This is a genomic window from Microbacterium sp. ZW T5_45 (genome assembly GCF_044987415.1).
Classification (GTDB): Bacteria; Actinomycetota; Actinomycetes; order Actinomycetales; family Microbacteriaceae; genus Microbacterium.
Map to the genome: position 1 here is coordinate 61,816 of NZ_JBJDRJ010000018.1, position 13,459 is coordinate 75,274.

A 13,459-nucleotide genomic window follows, 5' to 3' on the forward strand; every position below is an offset into this window, starting at 1 on the left:
TCTGAGGCTGTCGAAGGGGCCGCGCTGTGGGGCCGTGAGCTCGTCGAAGGGTGGTCAGGCGCCGGTGAAGAGGCGTAGGAAACGCACGATGAGAAGGCCTGCGCCGAGCAGCAGCACGAGGTAGCCGAGAACGAGCCCGATGATCGCGGCGACGAGTGTGGGGCCGCGGCGCACGACGGCACGATGCCCGATGAGCACAGCCAAGAGCCCGAGCGCAGCGGTGAGCAGGTATCCCCAGGAACCCGGCGGGAGCAGGAAGAGCCCCAGCATCGCCACGATGCCCGCCCCGAGTGCGATCAGATGGCGGGGCTGCGTCGGTGCGTCGGTCATGCGTCGAGCCTAACCAGCGGGGCTGCGTGGCCGGACCGGCGACGGGTGGCGGGCGAGGGTGTCAGGAAGAAGTGACGGATCCCGGAAGGGCTGACGGTTCTCGGACGGTCTCCCACGAAAGCATCCGTGCATCGTCACACCGTCCGGGAACCGTCGTCGGCGACCGAAGCTACTCGGCCGGCACCTCCGCCGCGGCGGTGATCCGGGCCGCCATGCCCGCGAAGATCGCGCCGTGAAAGGGGAGCACTGCGAGCCAGTACAGGCGACCGGCGAGACCCCGGGGGAAGAACACCGCTCGCTGCTCGTAGCGCGAGCCCTCTGCATCCGGCAGCGCCCGCAGCTCGAGCCAGGCTTCGCCGGGCACCTTCATCTCGGCGCGCAGTCGCAGAAGGCCGCCGGTCGCGGCATCCGGCTCCTCTACGGCCTCCACCCGCCAGAAGTCGATCGCGTCGCCGACCCGCGCTCCCGTTCTGCTGCGTCGACCGCGTCGCAGGCCGACGCCGCCGACGAGTCTGTCCATCCACCCGCGCACCGCCCACAGGAACGGCGACGAGTACCAGCCGTTCGATCCGCCGATGCCGACGATCACTCGCCAGAGCCGATCCACGGATGCCGCGCTGCGCAGCGACCGGGCATCGGTGAACACCGTGCGTCCGGCCCAGTCCGGATCGCTCGGCAGCGGATCGCTCGGTGCGCCCGAGACCTCGGCATCCTGCCAGCTCGTCTCGACCGTGTCGGCGTTGACGCGGCCGATCGCGAGGTCGACCGCTCGACGGTAGGGCGTCAGCCCACCCTCGGGCGGCGGGATGATCTCGTCGACCGAGCGATCCTTGACCACGCACTCGTTTTGCAGCGAGGCCACGAGCGGTCGGGCGATGGAGCGGGGGACCGGGGTGACGAGGTTCACCCAGTGCGAGGCGAGTCCGGGCGTGAGCACCGGGAGGGCGGCGATCGCGCGCTGCTTGAGGCCCGCCTCGACCGCGTAGCCGTTCATCATCTGTCCGTACCGCAGCACGTCGGGCCCGCCGATGTCGACCGCCCGGTTGATGCTCGCGTCGACCCGCGCCGCCCCGAGCAGGTAGTGCAGCACGTCCCGGATCGCGATCGGCTGGATGCGGTTGCGCACCCACTTGGGGGCGGGCATGTAGGGGAGCACCTCGGTGAGGTGGCGGATCATCTCGAACGAGGCCGACCCCGAGCCGATCACGACGCCCGCCTGAAGGACCAGCGTCGGCACCCCGGACGCGAGGAAGATCTCTCCGACGCGCACCCGTGATCGCAGATGCGGGGAGAGTGTCACGCGATCCGGATGCAGTCCCCCGAGGTACACGATCCGGCGGGCGCCGGCCAACGCCGCGGCATCCGCCACGACGGTCGCCGCCCGCTCGTCCGCCTCTTCGAAGCCCTTGCCGGCTGTCATGGAGTGGATCAGGTAGTAGACGACGTCGACGTCGTGCATGGCCGCGGTCACGGCATCCGGGTCGTCGGCCGATCCCTCGACGACCTCGCAGTCGGGACCCCACGGGAAGGATGCCGCGCGGGCGGCGTCGCGAGCGAGCACCCGCACCCGATACCCCGCGTTCTGCAAGCGTGGGGTGAGTCGACCGCCGATGTAGCCGGTGGCGCCGAGAATGAGCGCGACGGGGGCGGATCCGTCGTCGCGGGGGACCGCACGCAGTGTCTCCTCGCGACCGGTCGGCTGGGTGAGTTCCGTCATGCGTCGAGCGTATGCCGGTGTCATCGACATTTCACTAGGCTTACGCTTTACTAGTTCATCTAGTAATATTGATGCGGAGGAGGCGGTCGCATGTTCCGAGCAGCTGATTCCCCTGTGCATGCTGCGGGTGAGGATCTTCGCGGACAGTCTGGGGCTGCTGTGATCGATCTCTCCCCGGTCTCGGCGCGAGATGTCGTCCGTGGGGTGACGGGTATCGAGAGCGGCTTCCTCCTCCGCCCGCCGGTCGTGCGCAGGGCCGTGCACCGCACCGTTCGCTCGATCGCGCGGCTCACGACCACCGCTGGATGGAAGAGAGAGGAGAGCCCCCATGGGACTCGATGACAAGATCAAGAACGCCGCTCAGGACATCGCCGGCAAGGCGAAGGAAGCCGTCGGCAAGGTGACCGACGACGAGAAGCTCGAAGCCGAGGGCAAGGCGGATCAGGCCAAGGCCGATATCAAGAAGGCCGGCGAGAACGTCAAGGACGCCTTCACGGGCTGATCCCGGACATGACGAGGGGGAGGCGGCTGCTGCCGTCTCCCCCTCGTCATGTCCAGAGGTGTCTCAGCGGGTCGTGGGCTCCTCGCCGGCCTCGTGCGAGCGCACGACCTCGCGGAGCTCGGCGTCGAGATCGGATGCTTCCTCGATGGCAGCCGTCATCCCGGCGAGGAACCGGGTGATCACGACGCGCTCCGCATCACTGAGCTCATCGACGAGTGTCAGCATCCGTCGATGCATGGCGCCGAGCGTGTGGCGGACCTCATCGTCGCTGCTCGCGGTGGGGACGACGACGCCGGCGCGGCGGTCGGTCGGGTGCGGCTCGCGGCGGGCGTGGCCGCCCTTCTCCAGTCGATCGATGAGCGTGGTGGTGGACGCCGTCGAGATGTCGAGCATCCGGGCGAGGTCGATCGGTCGCACGATGCGTCCGGCGCGCTGCTCGCGCAGAAGGAAGCGCAGCGCCATGAGGTCGGTCTCGTTCATGCCCATGACCGAGCGGGTGCGGGCGCGCATTGCCGTCTCGGCTGCGCGGTAGCGGCGCAGCAGGTTCAGCACGTCGACTGTGCTGGCGCTGCCTGCTTCGGGGTACCAGTAGCCGGATCGGCCGTATTCGTCGGGTCGTTCCATCACGCAACCTCGCCTTCGTCGCTCAGGGGGGAGCGGTCGTGCAGTCGCTCGTCCTCGCGTTCGAGCATCTCGACGGCTCCGGCTTCGACCTCGGCGGGGACGATCCGCAGCAGGCCTCCCGTGATCGCATCGTTCTCGGCCGCGATGATCTGCTCGAGGCGCCAGGCTGGAATCGCCGGGAAGCGCTCGCGAAGACGACCGATGACGTCGGCGTACAGGACGTACCCTGCTTCGTCGAGAGTGAATGGCTCGGTCATGTCTTCCTTCCGCCAGGCTTCCATCCTCGCACCCTGGGAATAGTGCTGGTCGCATTGAAAATCGCTAGCCCGCCTGCTTACATGCCCTTCGAGTAAGATGAAGGCGTCAGGGGGTGACGAATGGCAGGAATGACGAAAACGTCGACCACGACTTTAGTCGACCAGGTCGATGCGCTTCGTCGCGCCGAGGCGCAGTTCGCTCGGAGGCTCGCAGCTGTGCGCGCGCCGAACGACACCGATCGCGAGGCGATGCGATTCATCGCCTCGGCGACGGATGATGCGCCGGCCACGCCGGGGGGACTGGCTGCGCATCTCAATGTGAGCACCGCGGCGATCACGAGCGTCTTGCGTCGCCTGCAGCAGCGTGGCCAGATCGTGGTCGCTCCGCACCCCGTCGACGCGCGCTCGAAGGTGCTCCGGCCCTCACTGAGGGATCTGCACACGTCGGTCGATGAGCTGTCCGAGCGAGTCGAGTCCATCGCCAGCGAGTTCACACCGGAGCAGCTCGAGGTGCTGTCGCGTTTCCTTCGTCGTCTGACGGAGGAGATCTCTGACCTTCCATGACATGCCGATATGCAATTTAGTTAGGTAACCTAGTAACCTAAATCCCAGCACATCTCTGGACAAGGAGAGATCATGGGATATCTGACATACGGAAACACCACGACGCCCTTCGAGATCGACGACGAGCTCATGGCGCACCTTCGGGTGGTCGTCGTCACCAAGCTTCGTCGGAACGAGTCGTTCGCGTTGACGCTGAACACCACCGAAGGCGCTGTCGAGACCCTCTGGGTGCATGCATCCATTCCGCTCCGCTTCACGATGGAGGAGGACGTGGACCTGCAACGGCCCCTGCTCGTATCGATGATGGACTCGGCGAACTCGGCCGGGGGCCTCGATCTCACCCGAGGCGACTTCGAGCCGAGTCTGCGCCGGTCGCGTGGCCTGCACGCGATGAGCGCCTGACTCATGTTCGAGAAGGTGGAGGTCCCCGCAGGGGCGGCCTCCGGCGAACCGGTGCACGCTCGCGGGATGCTGTGGGCCGAGGTGGATCCCGGGTTCTTCGTCGGCAACGACCGTCGACAGTTCCTCGGGTCGATCAGCACGCTGCCGTCGGGCGGGTTCAGCGCCTTCGGTGCGCGTTCCGAGTTCATCGGGGAGTTCGACGAGCTGGAGGCGGCGAAGGAGGCCGTGCTGCGGGCGTCTCTGGTGCGCGCCGCGGGCGCCGAGAGGGGCCATCGGATGCTGCGGCGGCTGAGGGATCTCTTTAACACAAAATGAGGCGGCGTGGGAGTTTATCCACATGGGTAGTTCTCCCCATAGCGGGACATGCTACCGATCGATAGCGTTGACTCAGGCAGGATGACGGGGGGATCCTATGGTCGCGCGCACGCGCGTGATCGGATCAGCCGCCAGCCGCCGTGAGCCGAACTGGGGTGAGGCTCTGTCGGATCGGGCGACAGATCGCTGACCCTCGTCGGCGCTCCCTTCCTCTACGTCGAGACGCGGGAGTGTGAACGGGTGTGGGGAGATTCTGGGGGTCTCCCTGCATCCGTTCTTCCCTTTTTGGGCGGAGCTTGTGGCAGCAGTTGGCGGCGTGAAGCGCGGTGAAGCGGCCTCAGTCGAGCTCTCGTAGCGGTGCTGTCATGTCGCCTCCGGCGTCGCCGGTGTTGACCGTGCCCTTCGGCTCGAACAGGATCGCGTGCACTTCTTCCGTCGCCTTCGGGCAGTGCTCGACGCCCTTCGGCACGACGAACACGTCGTTGGGTCGCAAGATCACGTCGCGATCGCGGAGCTGGATCGTCAGCTCGCCGTGCACGACCATGAACAGCTCGTCGGAGTCGGGATGGGTGTGCCAGACGAACTCGCCCTGGAGCTTCACCACCTTGACGTCGTAGTCGTTGACGCTGGTGAGTCGGTGCGGTTGCCAGTGCTCGGTGATCGTCGAAAGGGCGGCCTGCACGTTGCGTACGTCGTCACTCACGCGGTCCAACCTAGTCGTTTCCGCACCGGTCCGAGATGATGTCGGGAACGGGGCGGCGTGACAAATATACGGGAACTACTTCCGGTCAATGGAGCGGCTCGTCCCCCTACTCGTTCAGGGGGTGTGGCATGATCCCGAGGGCGTGCACGATTCGCTGTGGGTCGATGTACTGCAGCGACTAATGGACGAAGGCACGGCACCGCTTCAGTCCGCCTTCAACGAGGCGGCCGAGAAGGCGCGGCGGTTTCCAGCGTTCATTGCTTTGGCGGTGATGGGGATGACCGCTCTGCGGCGAGGTAGAGACGACTTGTTGATTCGTCTCTCAACGGAGCCTGAATGTCGGAACATTTACGACTCTCGCGAGATGGTGCCTGCCGCGCAGGAGCTTCACTACCTTAAGCTCGCCAATGAGGACTGGGTTAAGCAGCTGCCTCGCTGGGGCACGACTCGTTGCCTCTACCCAGCTAGCCACCTCTTCAGCGCCGATCTCCGCGGCTACTTCAAAGAGTCCATCTCACGGGACGATGAGTACACCGAGTGCTTCCAAACCTTCGAGTATCGGCTCGGGCTGATTCAGGAGAAGCTGCCCGGTCGCCATGCGATCAGTGGGGAGTACGCCGGCGAGCGTTCCTGGGATGGAGAAGTGCCGAGACTGGAGAAGTCATTCCGACGTCAACTGGAGCGTAGCCGCCAAATCGCGAAAGCGTGGGAATCATTCCACGGTGGGGCTGACCCACTCGAACGGTCCCTGGTCTCTCACCGAGAGGTTCTCAAGCGCTACGAGCGCTGGTGAGGGTTCGGTGGACCAAATCGCGTTCCAACGGGTGGAAATACGCCCTCTGTGTGGCCTGTGCGGTCACTGAGCCGGTCGAGTTCGAGACCATCATGAACCAGAAACTGACCCTCGCGGCCCAACCGAAACTGTCACCTATCCGTGCGGCAGTCCCTGCGCCGTCGGGCGTTGATCGGCTTTGGCTCATCTAGTTGATCGGCTTTGGCTCATCTATTGGCCGCATCGCAGCCCCTCTCGCATGTGTATCCGCGTTCGGATGATGCGAAGACGAAGGGGTGACCGGAGCCCCATCGCTCCTTTATCTGCCGCTGATGTTCCTCCCGCGAGAGGCGCAAGTTCTGCAAGGCATCGGCGTTTCGTGACACACGGTGTCACTCCATCGGAGCGTTGTGTTATTCAAGGGCCGGTTGTGTCATTGCAACGCGATCCCGACAATGAGGTCTTGACGTGCGCCTGATCTCGTCGTAACGTACAACCAAATGGTTGCACAACGAGAACTGAGCGAAGCGGAGGTCGACCGTGTCTTCCACGCACTGGCGACGTCGACCCGGCGCGACATCCTGCGCCGGACGATCGCCGAGGAGCAGTCGGTGTCGGCGCTCGCCGCGGAGTACGACATGTCGTTCGCCGCGGTGCAGAAGCACGTGTCGGTGCTCGAAGCGGCGAACCTCATCGTCAAGCGCGCCGAGGGACGCGAGCGGCTCGTCCGCGCGAACCCCGAAATGATCGCGCGCGCCAGGGCGCTTCTCGCCCGATACGAAGAGCTGTGGCGGGCCCGCATCGCCCGGCTCGACGACCTGCTGGCGGAACCCGCCCGCACTCCGAAACCTGATCGCAGCATTCCACGACCCGCAGTAACCGAAGAAGGAGACTGACCATGCCCGTCACCGACATCATCACGGATGCCGAGAACCTCACGATGACCGTGATCGCCGATCTCGCGGCTCCCGTCGATCGCGTCTGGAACGCGTACACCGACCCCGAGCAGCTGAACCGCTTCTGGGGTCCTCCCGGATGGCCGGCGACCTTCACGAAGTGGGACGCCACCGTGGGCGGCACCGCGCACTACACGATGCACGGGCCCCGCGGCGAGAAGGCATCGGGACGGTGGGAGTTCCTGCGCATCGACGCCCCGCACAGCTTCGAGGTGCTCGACGCTTTCGCCGACGAAGACGGCACGCCCGACGAGAACCTGCCGTCCATGCGAATGGTCTTCACCTTCGAGGCGACCGCCGACGGGACCCGCATGGTGAACACGAGCCACTTCTCCTCTGCAGAGGCTCTCGAGCAGGTCGTCCAGATGGGCGCCGTCGAAGGCACGCGCCTGGCGATGAGCCAGCTCGACGCGGTGCTGCAGGACCTGCGCGACTACGCCCAGGGCAAGGGGACGCAGGTCGAGCTGCTCGACGACACGCACGTGCGCATCACGCGCCTGGTCGAGGGATCGCGCGAGCTGGTCTGGCGCGCGTTCAACGAAGAGGAGCTCGTGCGCAAGTGGATGCTCGGCCCCGACGGCTGGGAGATGACGGAGTGCGTGATCGGTCTCGAGCCCGGCGCCTCGTTCCGCAACTCGTGGGCGCCGGTCGGCGACACCGAGGGCGAGCCGTTCGGCTTCGAAGGCGAGGTGCTGCTCTTCGATCCGCCTCGCCGGGCGGTCTCGACTGAGCGCATGCAGGGGCAGTCGATCGAGACGCTCAACGACCTCAACCTCTACGAAGAGGACGGTGCCACGCTCGTCACGGTGCTCATCGAGTACCCCGACAAGGAGACCCGCGACATGATCCTCGCCACCGGCATGGCCGAGGGCATGGAGGCGTCGTACGCGCGGCTCGAGCGCGAGGTGCTCGCGGGCTGAGGCTTCTGACGCGTGTAACTCTTCAAAACCGGCCGGTTCCTTCGGGATCCGGCCGGTTTTCGGTGGTTCCGCGCGGGTTTGTGAGGAGTTGTGCGCGGGTGGGCTGCAGAACTCCGGAGATTCCGGCCGCTGGAGCGGCCTCCGGGTCGATCTCGGCGCCTGACCGCCGACATCTCCGGAGTTCTGAAGGTCAGGAGCGCGCGACCGGAGTCAATCCTGCGACGAGCGGCGTGGCTTGCGCGTCGACCAGATGGCCAGAGCGATGAGCACCGGCTGGAAGAACAGCCGCACGAAGCGCTTCATGTCGGTGTCGAGCCCGAAGGCGTCGCGGTGCTCCATCCACTGCGCGAGGTTGCCGGGGAAGACCGCGACGAAGAACAGCGCCGTGAGCACGCCGACCAGACCGCGGCGTCGGCGGGCGACGAGTAGGGCGGAACCGAGGCCGACCTCGACGACCCCCGATGCGAGCACTGTGAGGTCGGGGTCCACAGGGACCCAGTCCGGCACCTGCGCCTGGAACTCCTGGCGGGCGAACGTCAGGTGCGAGATCCCGGCGAAGACGAGGGAAGCACCGAGGAAGACCCGACCGATCGTACGCGCGATGTTCTTCTTGGGCATGCGGCGAGTGTACGTCGCCGGCCCTCAGATCAGGCGACGAAGCGCCTCTTCGAGCGAGATGCCCTGCGCGTTCGCGAGGTCGGCGAGTCGGGCGTGCTCATCGCCCGTGAGCGTGAGACGCACCTCGACCGGATCGGAGGCGGGCTCGTCATCGAGGCCGTCGAACAGGTCGGATGCTTCGGCCCACAGTGGCTCAGCCACCGAGGCGACCGGAGCCGTCGCGCGCCCTGGGGCCCGGTCGTCGGGGGAACCGGCATCCGTCCACAGTGCATCACCGTCGTCGACCCAGCCGCTGTCGGTTGCGGGGGAGCCGGCGGAGGCAGCGGCGGCGAGCGGTGCGGATGCCGCGACCGCTGCTCCGGCATCCGTCGCCATCGTGAATCCGGGGCCGCGGCGCGGCTCCTGCTTCTGCTGGTACGCCTTGGCCGCCGCGTTGGCGCGTTCGTCGGCGGCCTCGTTGAGAGGGTGGCCGGCGTGCCCCTTGACCCAGGAGAACTCGACGTCGCGACCGCGGATCGCTTCGTCGATGCCCTCGAGCAGGTCGCGGTTGAGCACCGGTCCACCGTCGGACTTGCGCCAGCCCTTGCGCTTCCAGCCCGGCATCCACTTCGTCACCGAGTCGATCACGTAGCGGCTGTCGCATTCGATGAGCAGCTTTTCGTCGGTTCCGGCTGTGGCGAGAAGCAGCTCGAGGACCGCACGCAGCTCACCCTGGTTGTTCGTGCCGTGCGGGGAGCCGCCGGCCGCCCAGTTCGCGTCGTCGATGTACCAGGCCCAGCCGTTGGGCCCGGGATTGCCCAGCGCGGAGCCGTCTGCGGCGGCGGTGATCGTCATCCCTCCACCGTAGCCGGGCCGACGACGTCGCCCGTTCGGGGATGTCCGGCTCAGTCTCCGTCGCCGTCGGCGGCCGGGTCGGCGGCCTCCTCCTCGACGGCGTGGGCCGAGGCGGCCATCGCCGACAACGGGAGGCTCACCGACGTGACTCCGCCGTCGGCGCCCAGACCGATGACGAGCGGATCGACCGACGGCGCCTCATCGAGGCGGTCGACGGCGTCGACGTCTCTCGGCTCCGAGGGCAGGCCCGCCCACTGCTTCTCTTCGTCCTCGGGACGCTGCTGGAAAACTCCCATGCCTCCATTGTGCGCGCGTGGACGTCGTTCGTCTCGTCGCTGCGCTCCGGTTCCGGCGAGGGGCGCTCAGGAACCGGACGCCTGGCGACCCGATGCCTCGCGCACGGCGTCCACGAGCTCGCGCCACGGGCCGTCGAGCGCAGCATCCGGAAGCTCCTGCTCGTGCCGTTCCGACGGGGTGCGGACCCGGATGCTCCACACGAAACGGTCCGCCCCGCGCTGAGGCGTCGGCGGCGCGTCCCACGGGCAGCTCTCGACCAGGGTGACCCAGCGGTCGACCTCGGTGTGCGGAGGCTCGACGCGCCAGCGACGCCGGATGCCGCCGACGCCGCCCGATCGCACCACGACGATCACGACCCGACTCTCTGCGGAGTCGTCATGACCGTCAGTCGATGGCGGGAGCTCGCTCATCCTCCCAGACTCCCACGGTGGTCCACGCGCGTCGAGCGGCATCTGCGACGTCGTCGCTGCCGGCTTCGGCATCCAGCGCGGCAGCGGCCGTCACCGTCGCCTCGGCGAACTGCGAGAACGTCGCCGTGCTCGACAGGCCACCGGTCAGTGCGCGGTACCAGACGGTGCCCGCGCGTTCCCACGCATTGCCGCCGAGGGCGATCGCGAACAGCGCGAACGCCCGATTGGGGATGCCGGAGTTGATGTGCACGCCGCCGTTGTCCTCGGTCGTGCGGACGAAGCCGCTCATGTCCGCCGGTTGCGGATCCTTGCCCAGCTCATCGTCGTCATACGCCGTGCCTGGGGCGATCATCGAGCGCAGAGCCGATCCCTCGACGGCATCCGTGAAGATCTCCGCGCCGATGAGCCAGCTCGCCTCGGCCGCCGACTGCCCGAGCAGATACTGCTCGGTGAGCGCTCCGAACACGTCGGCGATGGACTCGTTGAGCGCTCCGGGCTGCCCCTGGTACTCGAGGTTCGCGGTGTGCTGCACGACGCCGTGGGCGAGCTCGTGCCCGATCACCGTCGTCGAACGGGTGAAGCCGGTGAAGACCTCGCCGTCGCCGTCGCCGAACACCATGCGCTCGCCGTCCCAGAAGGCGTTGTCGTAATCGACGCCGTAGTGCACGGTGGCGTCGAGGGGTGCGCCCGCATCATCGAGCGAGTTGCGGGCGAACGCCGAGAGCAGCAGTTCGAAGGTCGCGCCGAGCCCGTCGAAGGCCTCGTTGACCGCGGCATCCGCCACCGGACCATCGTCTTCCGAGCGCACGACGGCGCCGGGCAGTTTCTGCGTGTTGCCGGCGTCGCTGATCGTGCGGTTGGGAGCATCCGACAGCTGGGCGACGAGGTCTCCGTTCTCGTCGATCGACAGGTCGATGCGCGCACGGAACGGCGGTCGGCCGGCGGTGAGGGTCTGGCGGGCCGCTGCGGCGGCCTTGGGGAAGCGGCCCGACTCGGCGAGGCGGGCGAGCAGGTAGGAGGGGACGACTCCGGGGGATGCGGTGTGGCTGCTCATGTCCCGACCCTACGCCGGGGGTCCGACGTTCGTACGCTCGATGCTCACGACCGTCGTCACGACCCCGTCGGATTCGTACCGCACCGGCATGCCCGGATGCTGCGGCGAGAACCAGAACGTCGCGTCGGGCGTCTCGTAGCGAAGGCAGGCCAGCTCACCGAGCGAATGCGACAGGGTCTCGGTCGTCAACGTGGTGGTCTCGGCGTCGAAGGCCGCGTGCTGTTGGAGCTCGACCCAAGTGACCCGATCCGACGACAGATCACCGCGATCGGGCCGCGACCAGCGTTCCAGCGTCGCGCCCTCGGCATCCGGATCCATGAAGCGGTTGATCCGTTCGGACGTCACTCCGTCGGGCCCTTCCACGCGGATGCGGATGGTCTTGCCCGCGCCGGTCGACGCCCGGATCTCCTCGGCCGTGAACGGAGTGGGCAGAAGGCCGGGGCCGAGCACATGCGGGTCGGATGCCGTCATGGAGACATTCTGGGCGCGTCGAGGGCGAAGGTCGAGAGGGTGTCTGCTGCGGGCGTGCCGTCGAGGTGGCGCCCGTTGTCTGAATAGGCGCCCGGTTCCGCGCGGGAGGTGCCGACTCGGCGCGAGGGAGTGCATCGCCCCGCACTCGCGTAAAATCGGCACAATGACCGACGCCCCCGATGCCGCACCCGACCTCGGACCGGGCATCGACCCCGACGACCTCGCCACCACACTGCGGGTGCTCTCGGAGCTGCACAGGGTCGACAACCAGCATCCGGACTTCATCGCCGTCCGCCACGCGACCGCCGCGATGTTCAAGGACGTCAAGCGCGTGCGCCGCAAGGAGATCCGCGACGCGATCGCCGAGGCCGACAAGGCCGTCGTCGCGCGCACCGCGACCGGAGCCCCCGATCGCATCGACGATGAGACCCGCGGCAACGACCTCGCCACGAGCGTGGTCGACGCGCCGATCGCCGGCGAGCTGCTCAAGCCGCGCAACTGCTACATCTGCAAGCAGCCGTACACGATCGTCGACGCGTTCTACCACCAGCTCTGCCCGGACTGCGCGAAGTTCAGCCACGGCAAGCGCAACGCCCGCACCGACCTCACCGGCAAGCGCGCACTGCTCACGGGCGGCCGCGCGAAGATCGGCATGCACATCGCGCTGCGGCTGCTGCGCGACGGCGCGCACACGACGATCACCACGCGCTTCCCGAGGGATGCCGTCCGTCGCTTCTCCGCGCTGCCCGACGCCTCCGACTGGCTGCACCGGCTGCGCGTGGTCGGCATCGATCTGCGCGACCCGGCTCAGGTGATCGGCCTCGCCGATTCGGTCGCGGCCCAGGGGCCGCTCGACATCCTCATCAACAACGCGGCGCAGACCGTGCGGCGCTCGCCGGGTGCGTATTCGCTGCTGGCGGATGCCGAGCTTCAGCCTCTTCCCGACGGCCCGCTGCCCGAGATGGAGACCTTCGGTCACACCGCCGACCCGCACCCGCAGGCGCTGCAGGCGTCGGTCGACGCGCATCCGCTGCTGTCGGTCGCGGCCCTCGGCGGCACCGTCGCCGAGCAGGGTGGCCAGGCACTCACCGCAGAGGACCTCGCCCGTCTCGCCATGGCCCCCGGCTCGTCGTCGCTCGAGAAGCACGCCGACGGCACCGCGATCGACGCCGGCGGCCTCGTGCCCGACGTCAACCGCGTGAACAGCTGGGTGCAATCGGTGGACCAGGTCGATCCGCTCGAGATGCTCGAGGTGCAGCTCGCGAACACGACCGCGCCGTTCCTGCTCATCAGCCGGCTTCGGGCGTCGATGGCGGCGTCGAGTGCGCACCGCAAGTACGTGGTGAACGTATCGGCCATGGAGGGCCAGTTCTCGCGCCGTTACAAGGGCCCGGGGCACCCGCACACGAACATGGCGAAGGCGGCGCTGAACATGCTGACGCGCACGAGTGCGGGCGAGATGCTCGAGAAGGACGGCATCCTCATGACCGCCGTCGACACCGGGTGGATCACCGATGAGCGTCCGCACTACACGAAGGTGCGGTTGGCCGAGGAGGGCTTCCACGCTCCGCTCGACCTCGTCGACGGCGCCGCGCGCGTGTACGACCCGATCGTGCGCGGCGAGGCGGGCGAAGACATCCACGGCGTCTTCCTGAAGGACTACGAGCCCAGCCCCTGGTGAGGCGGGGCGGGCGCCCCTGGTGAGGCGGGGCG

The 13,459-nt window shown here is 67.6% G+C and carries 19 protein-coding genes; 8 read left to right on the plus strand and 11 right to left on the minus strand.

Annotated features, from left to right (window positions below; all coding sequences use genetic code 11):
* Positions 1–54: 54 nt before the first annotated feature.
* Positions 55–330 carry a hypothetical protein gene (locus ACI3KS_RS11095; RefSeq protein WP_404918207.1) on the minus strand — a complete coding sequence of 92 codons (276 nt, stop codon included), beginning with the start codon at positions 328–330 and terminating at the stop codon, positions 55–57.
* Between the two features lie 169 nt (positions 331–499).
* Positions 500–2,047 (minus strand): SDR family oxidoreductase, encoded by a 1,548-nt coding sequence (locus ACI3KS_RS11100; RefSeq protein ID WP_404918209.1) that lies wholly within the window; start codon positions 2,045–2,047, stop codon positions 500–502.
* Positions 2,048–2,375: 328 nt separating this feature from the next.
* Between ACI3KS_RS11100 and ACI3KS_RS11105 the strand changes: the two genes are divergently transcribed.
* Positions 2,376–2,549, plus strand: coding sequence for a CsbD family protein (locus ACI3KS_RS11105; protein ID WP_404918211.1), 174 nt, complete (start codon positions 2,376–2,378; stop codon positions 2,547–2,549).
* 63 nt (positions 2,550–2,612) lie between these two features.
* On the opposite strand, the gene ACI3KS_RS11110 is transcribed toward ACI3KS_RS11105, so the two are convergent.
* Both ACI3KS_RS11110 and ACI3KS_RS11115 read right to left on the minus strand, forming a co-directional pair.
* Positions 2,613–3,173, minus strand: a complete 561-nt coding sequence (locus ACI3KS_RS11110) for a MarR family winged helix-turn-helix transcriptional regulator (RefSeq protein ID WP_404918213.1) — start codon at positions 3,171–3,173, stop codon at positions 2,613–2,615.
* A complete protein-coding gene (locus ACI3KS_RS11115) occupies positions 3,173–3,430 on the minus strand; it encodes a hypothetical protein (protein WP_404918215.1) in 258 nt (85 codons plus the stop codon). Before ACI3KS_RS11115 ends, ACI3KS_RS11110 begins: the two co-directional genes overlap by 1 nt.
* 129 nt (positions 3,431–3,559) lie before the next feature.
* On the opposite strand from ACI3KS_RS11115, the gene ACI3KS_RS11120 reads away from it, so the two are divergent.
* The 3 genes from ACI3KS_RS11120 (at position 3,560) to ACI3KS_RS11130 (ending at position 4,711) form a co-directional block, all read left to right on the plus strand.
* On the plus strand, positions 3,560–3,994 hold the full coding sequence (locus ACI3KS_RS11120; RefSeq protein WP_404918217.1) for a MarR family winged helix-turn-helix transcriptional regulator: 435 nt from the start codon (positions 3,560–3,562) through the stop codon (positions 3,992–3,994).
* 72 nt (positions 3,995–4,066) lie between these two features.
* Positions 4,067–4,396: a hypothetical protein gene (locus tag ACI3KS_RS11125; protein WP_404918219.1), complete on the plus strand. Its 330-nt coding sequence runs from the start codon at positions 4,067–4,069 to the stop codon at positions 4,394–4,396.
* A gap of 3 nt (positions 4,397–4,399) precedes the next feature.
* Positions 4,400–4,711, plus strand: a complete 312-nt coding sequence (locus tag ACI3KS_RS11130; RefSeq protein ID WP_404918221.1) for a hypothetical protein — start codon at positions 4,400–4,402, stop codon at positions 4,709–4,711.
* A 337-nt stretch (positions 4,712–5,048) separates the two neighbouring features.
* On the opposite strand, the gene ACI3KS_RS11135 is transcribed toward ACI3KS_RS11130, so the two are convergent.
* Positions 5,049–5,414, minus strand: a complete 366-nt coding sequence (locus ACI3KS_RS11135; protein WP_404918223.1) for a cupin domain-containing protein — start codon at positions 5,412–5,414, stop codon at positions 5,049–5,051.
* Positions 5,415–5,502: 88 nt separating this feature from the next.
* On the opposite strand from ACI3KS_RS11135, the gene ACI3KS_RS11140 reads away from it, so the two are divergent.
* The 3 genes from ACI3KS_RS11140 to ACI3KS_RS11150 all read left to right on the plus strand — a co-directional run bounded on the left by ACI3KS_RS11140 (position 5,503) and on the right by ACI3KS_RS11150 (position 8,062).
* Complete coding sequence (locus ACI3KS_RS11140; RefSeq protein ID WP_404918225.1) at positions 5,503–6,207, plus strand: hypothetical protein; 705 nt, start codon at positions 5,503–5,505, stop codon at positions 6,205–6,207.
* Between the two features lie 479 nt (positions 6,208–6,686).
* A complete protein-coding gene (locus tag ACI3KS_RS11145) occupies positions 6,687–7,082 on the plus strand; it encodes an ArsR/SmtB family transcription factor (RefSeq protein WP_404918227.1) in 396 nt (131 codons plus the stop codon).
* Between the two features lie 2 nt (positions 7,083–7,084).
* Entirely contained in the window at positions 7,085–8,062 is a 978-nt protein-coding gene (locus ACI3KS_RS11150; protein ID WP_404918229.1) for an SRPBCC domain-containing protein, read from the plus strand.
* Positions 8,063–8,272: 210 nt separating this feature from the next.
* Here the strand turns inward: ACI3KS_RS11150 and ACI3KS_RS11155 are convergent, their stop codons facing one another.
* The 6 genes from ACI3KS_RS11155 to ACI3KS_RS11180 form a co-directional block, all read right to left on the minus strand.
* Positions 8,273–8,680, minus strand: coding sequence for a DoxX family membrane protein (locus ACI3KS_RS11155; RefSeq protein ID WP_404918231.1), 408 nt, complete (start codon positions 8,678–8,680; stop codon positions 8,273–8,275).
* A gap of 24 nt (positions 8,681–8,704) precedes the next feature.
* Positions 8,705–9,514 carry a ribonuclease H gene (locus ACI3KS_RS11160; RefSeq protein WP_404918233.1) on the minus strand — a complete coding sequence of 270 codons (810 nt, stop codon included), beginning with the start codon at positions 9,512–9,514 and terminating at the stop codon, positions 8,705–8,707.
* 50 nt (positions 9,515–9,564) lie between these two features.
* Complete coding sequence (locus ACI3KS_RS11165) at positions 9,565–9,810, minus strand: hypothetical protein (protein WP_404918235.1); 246 nt, start codon at positions 9,808–9,810, stop codon at positions 9,565–9,567.
* A 66-nt stretch (positions 9,811–9,876) separates the two neighbouring features.
* Positions 9,877–10,221 (minus strand): protealysin inhibitor emfourin, encoded by a 345-nt coding sequence (locus tag ACI3KS_RS11170; RefSeq protein ID WP_404918237.1) that lies wholly within the window; start codon positions 10,219–10,221, stop codon positions 9,877–9,879.
* Entirely contained in the window at positions 10,196–11,275 is a 1,080-nt protein-coding gene (locus ACI3KS_RS11175; protein WP_404918239.1) for a M4 family metallopeptidase, read from the minus strand. The genes ACI3KS_RS11170 and ACI3KS_RS11175 overlap by 26 nt, the downstream gene beginning before the upstream one ends.
* A gap of 9 nt (positions 11,276–11,284) precedes the next feature.
* Positions 11,285–11,746 (minus strand): hypothetical protein, encoded by a 462-nt coding sequence (locus ACI3KS_RS11180; RefSeq protein WP_404918241.1) that lies wholly within the window; start codon positions 11,744–11,746, stop codon positions 11,285–11,287.
* A gap of 163 nt (positions 11,747–11,909) precedes the next feature.
* Between ACI3KS_RS11180 and ACI3KS_RS11185 the strand changes: the two genes are divergently transcribed.
* Positions 11,910–13,427 carry an SDR family NAD(P)-dependent oxidoreductase gene (locus ACI3KS_RS11185; protein ID WP_404918243.1) on the plus strand — a complete coding sequence of 506 codons (1,518 nt, stop codon included), beginning with the start codon at positions 11,910–11,912 and terminating at the stop codon, positions 13,425–13,427.
* The last annotated feature ends 32 nt before the right edge of the window (positions 13,428–13,459 follow it).